Here is a 6,222-nt window from a genome sequence, read left to right on the forward strand (position 1 = left end):
TTCCCCCGTCAATATTTGTTTTGCATCAAGATTTTAAGCAAACTGTGTGGCGTAACGCATGATCGCTTCCTGGGTTGCATCCTGTTTATCCAGGGTCCCCGTGTGCCGGCCTGCGCAGAGTACCATTACCCGGTGACTCATACCGATAAGCTCCGGCATTTCGCTGGACACCATGATGATGGCCTTACCCTGTTTTACCAGTTCCGCCATGATGGTGTAGATTTCGTACTTGGCCCCCACGTCGATACCCCGGGTAGGTTCATCCATGATGAGTATCTCCGGCAGGGTCATAAGCCAGCGGCTGAGTATCACCTTCTGCTGATTCCCGCCGGAAAGATTCTGGATCAGGGTACCCATGGTGGGGGTCTTGGTTCTCAGCTGCGAGTTCTGGGTTGAAGCCAGGGCGCTTAATTTTTTATGATTCAGGAGGCCGATCTTCGTTTTATAGTTTCCCAGGGATGCAACAGTAGTATTAACGGTAACATCCAGCAGCGGGAAAATACCGGAACTGCGCCGGTCTTCGGTTATCATTCCTATCCCTGCCTGGATAGAAGCCTGGGGACTGATTTTTTTCAAGGGCTTCCCGTTTACCAGAATTTCCCCCTCAGCCACGGAGCGGACCCCGAAGATGGCTTCCACTAATTCGGTACGCTGAGCTCCCACCAGTCCCCCCAGCCCCAGGATCTCCCCTTTGCGGAGCTCGAAGCTGATGTTCTTAAAAGACCGGGGATTAGCGGCGCTCAGGTTCCGTACCTCAAGACACACTTCCCCAATGGTGGATTCCACCGGGGGGAAGCGATGGGTAATATCCCGGCCTACCATGAGGGTAATCAGTTTGTTGTTATCAATCTCGGATATCGGATAGGTACCGATTACCTTACCGTCCCGCATGACTGTAACGGAATCGGCAATCTGGAAGATCTCTTCCATTTTGTGGGAAATATATATGATAGCCACGCCCTTTGCCCGGAGGTCCCGGATAATTTCAAAGAGGTGGGCCACTTCATTCTCGGTTAAAGAGCTGGTGGGCTCGTCCATCACCACGATGGATGCGTTGTAAGAGACCGCCTTGGCGATTTCGCAGCCCTGCTGTTGGCTGATAGAAAGACTGCTCATCTTTGCGGCGGGATCAAAATCAAAATTAAGTCCCTTAAGCAGTTCCCGGGTATCGTAGATCATTTTTTTATGATCGATCAAGTGAAGCCCGGTCACGGGTTCCCGGCCAAGCCAGATATTCTGCGCCACAGAGCGTTCAGGCACGTTGGACAATTCCTGGTGGATCATGGAAACCCCAACGTCCATGGCATCGGCGGCGCTGTTAAAGCGGCATTCGTTTCCCTTAAGGATTATCTTTCCACCGTCCAACTTATAGATGCCAAAGAGACACTTCATCAAAGTGGATTTGCCGGCGCCGTTTTCCCCCATCAGGGCGTGGACCGTTCCCGGCTTTACCTGAAAATCCACATTGTCTAAAGCCAGGACCCCCGGAAATTGCTTGACGATCCCGAGCATTTCAAGGACATAGGCTGATTCCGCCATGACTGCTCCATCACATTAATTAAAATGAGAACCACTCAGGATCTTAGCCGGAAGGACTAAAACCCTTTTGTGGTTCTTTTTACAACTCGACTATGAGCGTTCCTTATTTAGGAGCGTTCGCCTTGTAATAATCCGAAGCCTTGTCTACCGGTACAAAGGGGACCAGGTAACACTGCCCAATGATGGCGGCGTCGTTGGCCGGGGTTTCATCAATGGGGGTGGTCGCCGCAGGAGTTCCGCCGGCAGGATTGCCCGGTTTGTAAGTACCGGCAGCTACCTGATAGACCACATCAAAGGCCGCTGCTGACTGACCAACCGCATCCTGTAAAACCGTGGCGTAGAGTTTATTCTCGCTCATGGAGTTGATGGCATCCTGGGTGGCGTCAATACCGAGCACCGGAACGGTGAGAGTGGTACCATCGCTGAAATCGGTCTTGGTAAAGCCGTTCTGGATGAGAGATTCTACGGCGCCCAGGGCCATACCGTCGTTCTGGGCGGCCACTACGTTGAACTTGCCGCGATAGGCGCCGATCCAGGCGTCCATCTTCTGCTGGGATTGGTCGGGGGTCCAGTTAGCGGTGTCCCGGGCTATCACGTTAACGGTGTATCCCCGGGTCTTGAGTTCCGCCATAAGGCCCGCTTCCCGGTTGATCTGGGCGGGATGGCCCAACTGACCCAGGATGAGGAGCATATTTACCGCTTTGCCCGGGGCCTTATCCGGATATTTGTCAAAATAATCCGCAATAAGCTCGCCCTGGTAGCGTCCGGCCACAAATTCCGGGGATGAGGCGTAGAAGAAGTTCTTGCCCACCTTGAGGGCCGCTACGGTCGGCTGGATATTGGAATAAGCCGCCGCTCCGCCCCGTTCCGCGATGAGCTGATTCATCTGCTCGGAAAGTTCGGAAACCGCAGGGACGATTACAAAGTACTTATACCCCTGGTTAAGCAGGGTCTGAAGCTGGGTAAGCTGGGTAGCGCCGTCGCTCCGGGCGTCCTGAACATTCAGGTCCACATTCTTTGCCGCCGCTAATTTCCGTACCGCTTCGGAATAATCCTTGAGGAACTGTTCGTCCATATTCCTCATAAGCAGGGCAATCTGAGTTTTCCCACTCGCTGCCGCACCGCCTGACTGCTGTCCACCGCCGGCGAATACCAGTGCTGAGGCTGCCATTAATACAACCAAAACCAATGCAATTTTCTTCATAAATCCTTTCCTCCATATAAGTAATTAAAGATCTGTTTACCAGAAATCTTTTACCCCATTATACCCACCGAATTTTTGAGCTGTACAGTCAAATTCTTATGGAAAAAGGTGAAAAATATACTTTATTGCAAAACCTACTATTCTACAAAGGGAAACAGCAGCTTCTGATTTTCCGGCTCGTACAGGTTGTCCTCCGTGATCAGTACCGAACCGGTGTCGATAAAGGGGAGAAGGGTATGGTTTTCCGCCGCATCCATGGCGGCCCGTACCGCCAGGTAGCCCATGTTGAAGGGCTTCTGGATCACCGTGGCGGCAATAACCCCCTGTTCTATAAGTTGTATTTCCGTAAGGGAACTGTCGACCCCCACTACCCGTACCTTCCCGGCGTATCCCCGGTCCTGGATCGCCCGGGCGGCCCAGAGGGTGGAAACTTCGTTCATACCCATGATACCCCCCAGGTCGGGGTACACATCCAGGAGCTGCTCCGTGATGGCATAGGCGTTTTCCTTAAAGTTGTCGGTAAACCAGGTCCCGATGATGGGATAACGGCCATCCTCTTGCAGCACCCGCCGGGCTCCCTCCTCCCGCTCTATGGCGGTGGTGGCCCCTTGAACATGGTTGATGATAGCCAGCTTCCGCCCGGCTTCCAGGATGCGTATCATCTCCGCAGCCACCTTAGCCCCCACCTCAATATTATTGGTTGCCACGAAGCTCAGGGGCAGGGGGCTGTCCACCCCGGAGTCCATGGTGATCACCTTGATGCCCGCCGCCGCCGCCTGTTCAACCAGGGGGACCAGCCGGATATAATCGGCAGCCGCCAGGATCAGCGCTTTGGGGGGATCGCTTTTCAGGATATCCGCAACAATCCTCATCTGCCCATCCACATCGCTTTCCACCCAGGGCCCCTGGATGCTCAGGGTAATACCGAATTCATCCGCCGCTGCCCGCATCCCGGTTTTGACCACTTCCCAGAATTCTGAATCGTTGGCAACCGCTTTTATCACCGCAGTAACCCTGATATTCTGCCGAGGGGGCGAACGGGTAATAAAGAGGATGATCAGACTTCCCGCCAGCATGATGACTATCAGGATGGCAGGCATTATAAGGGAACGAATTCGAATCAAGGTTCTCCATCCTTTTCAATAGCCGGGAGGTGTATGAATACGGTGGTACCCTCATCTTCCCTGCTTTCAAACTCCAAACCGTATTCGGCGCCGAAGTACAGTTTGATCCGCTCATCCACATTGCGCACCCCCACGCCGCTGCCCCGCCCGGGACCCGGGGGATCCGCCGCATTGCCCTGGGCCAGATGCGCCCTGACCCGCTCCAGGGTGTCCCGGTCCATGCCGACGCCGTCATCCCGCACTACCAGATCCATACCCTTCTCCGTGCGGCGCCCGGTAATAAGCACGGTACCCGCAGCGGAATTGTTTTTTATCCCGTGGTATATGGCGTTCTCCACCAGGGGCTGGAGGATGATCTTAACGATCTTAAAATGCCTGATATCATTATCTACTTCAATGCGGTAATCCAGGCGATCCTTGTACCGTATCTTCTGAATGGTCAGGTAATTCTTAACATGCTCAATCTCGGAGGCAACGTCGATGATCTCCTTTCCCTTGCTGATGGACAGGCGGAACAGCCGGGCCAGGGCGGAGCTCATGGCGATCACCTCCTGTTCCTTGCCCCCCTCGGCCATCCATATCACCGAATCCAGGGTATTGTAGAGGAAGTGCGGGTTGATCTGCATCTGTAACGCGTTAAGCTCGCTCTTCCGTTTTTGTTCCTGTTCCTGGGTAACCCGGTTGAGGAGTTTTTTTATCTCCCCGACCATGATGTTAAAATTCTTCCCCAGTTCCCCAATCTCATTGGAGGACCGGATATCCGCAACCACATCGAAGTTACCCTTCTCCACATCCTGCATAGATTGGCGCAGCTCCTTGATAGGCCGGGAAATACGCCAGGTAAGGATGATGGAAATCCCCATGGCGATCATGAGAAACAGGAGACCCCAAAGGGCGTAGCTCCGCCGTATGGCATCCCGGTTCTCCAGAAATTCGCTCCGGTAATTAACCCCCACCACTTTCCATCCCGTGGCATACATGGGCTCCACGGTGTAAAATTTCCCCCGGTCCTCATCGTCCCCGGGAAAATAGTTTTCCTGTTCATCCAGGACCCGGCGTATGTTTTCGGTCTTAAGTCCCCCGAAGAGAAGCTGCTGCTGCGGGTGGTACACAATATCCCCGTTCCGGTCCACGATGAAGATATACCCCCGCTGTCCCAGCTGAACCGAACCGCAGATCCGTTCTATGATCCGGTAGTTCAGATCCACCAGCAGTATCCCCCGGCCCCCTCCGTTTTCCTGATCGATTATTTCCCGGGAAAGGGATATGACCCACTGGTACTGATCCTCAATGATATTCTGCACATGGGAGGAGGAAATCACCGAGTCCCCGTGGGCATGTACGGCGGCGGTATACCATGCCTGTTTCGCCGGTTCCGTAAAGGGGTTGAGCCGGTGGTCCTGGTCCGGGGTGATAAAGTCCCCCTGGTAGGAAAACATCCCGATAAGGGAAATATCACTGCGGGTATTGGCCATCACCCGCAGCACCGCCCGGGCTGCCTCTTCGGTTTCCCGGCGGGTTTCACCGGAGCGCAGATATTCCTGCACGCTGGGATCGGCTTGGACTATGGCGGACACCGAATCCATATAGTCAATGTAGAATTCGATATTATTCGTAATCTGATGAACCAGCTGCTGGGTATATTGCCGGGAGGCCAGCCGGGAGCTTTCCTCGGTTACCCCGAAGGCGATAAAGATGGCTCCCACGACAAGGATAATCGAGAGGGCGGTAAAGGCGATTGCCAGGGTCAGCTGTATGCTGTGAAACCGTTTAGGCCGGACTTTCATGGCGGTTCCTGTTCCGGTACTCCGTGGCGGTAAGCCCCGAGTATTTGCGGAAGCTCAGGGAAAAATAATGGGCGTCCCGGTAGCCGATCTTTTCGGCGATCTCGTAGGTCATAAGGTCGGTGGTCCGCAGCATTTCCATGGCCCTGTTCAGCCTGATGTCCGTTAATTCTTCCACAAAAGTTTTATCGTGGTATTTCTTCAGGATTGCACTGAAGTAGCTCATACTGATATCCAGCTTTTTGCAGAGCCCCTGAAGGGATAGAGCCGGATCGGTATAGTTGGATTCCAGGTAATCCAGGGCCTCCCTCACCTTTATCTGGGCAAAATTTTCCTGCCGTGTCCGGGTATAGGCGGTGATACGGCTCACCAGATCGATGAACCATGCACGTACTTCATCGAGATTTTTAAGCTGGATAATTTCTGCAAAGGGATCGGAACCGGGCGGAAAAATTTCCGGCTCGGGGATTTCCAGGCCCGTACAGCTCTGCATGATCGACGCCAGGACCAGGGCGAGCTTACGATGATACGCTTCAACCGTAAAGGGGGTATTTTGAAAATACCGGGCCAT

General features: G+C 53.7%; 5 protein-coding genes. All 5 read right to left on the reverse strand.

The features are described 5' to 3' along the window. Nucleotides 1-33 precede the first annotated feature (33 nt). Nucleotides 34-1,539 (reverse strand): sugar ABC transporter ATP-binding protein, encoded by a 1,506-nt coding sequence (locus TPRIMZ1_RS0106290; RefSeq protein WP_010256418.1) that lies wholly within the window; start codon nt 1,537-1,539, stop codon nt 34-36. Nucleotides 1,540-1,642: 103 nt separating this feature from the next. Beyond that, on the reverse strand, nt 1,643-2,743 hold the full coding sequence (locus tag TPRIMZ1_RS0106295) for a substrate-binding domain-containing protein (RefSeq protein ID WP_010256421.1): 1,101 nt from the start codon (nt 2,741-2,743) through the stop codon (nt 1,643-1,645). A 137-nt stretch (nt 2,744-2,880) separates the two neighbouring features. Next, on the reverse strand, nt 2,881-3,867 hold the full coding sequence (locus TPRIMZ1_RS0106300) for a substrate-binding domain-containing protein (RefSeq protein ID WP_010256423.1): 987 nt from the start codon (nt 3,865-3,867) through the stop codon (nt 2,881-2,883). Then, nucleotides 3,864-5,654, reverse strand: a complete 1,791-nt coding sequence (locus tag TPRIMZ1_RS0106305; protein WP_010256425.1) for a cache domain-containing sensor histidine kinase — start codon at nt 5,652-5,654, stop codon at nt 3,864-3,866. The genes TPRIMZ1_RS0106300 and TPRIMZ1_RS0106305 overlap by 4 nt, the downstream gene beginning before the upstream one ends. Next, nucleotides 5,638-6,222, reverse strand: a 585-nt coding sequence (locus TPRIMZ1_RS0106310) for a helix-turn-helix transcriptional regulator (RefSeq protein WP_010256427.1), incomplete at its 5' end; no start/stop codon positions are given. The genes TPRIMZ1_RS0106305 and TPRIMZ1_RS0106310, both read right to left, overlap by 17 nt.

This window comes from Treponema primitia ZAS-1 (assembly GCF_000297095.1).
GTDB classification, from domain to species: Bacteria; Spirochaetota; Spirochaetia; order Treponematales; family Breznakiellaceae; genus Termitinema; species Termitinema primitia_A.

Excerpts from the sequence above, each read along its gene's own strand:
- TPRIMZ1_RS0106295 (WP_010256421.1), bottom strand. The coding sequence starts at position 2,743 with ATGAAGAAAATTGCATTGGTTTTGGTTGTATTAATGGCAGCCTCAGCA.
- TPRIMZ1_RS0106305 (WP_010256425.1), bottom strand. The coding sequence starts at position 5,654 with ATGAAAGTCCGGCCTAAACGGTTTCACAGCATACAGCTGACCCTGGCA.
- TPRIMZ1_RS0106290 (WP_010256418.1), bottom strand. The coding sequence starts at position 1,539 with ATGGCGGAATCAGCCTATGTCCTTGAAATGCTCGGGATCGTCAAGCAA.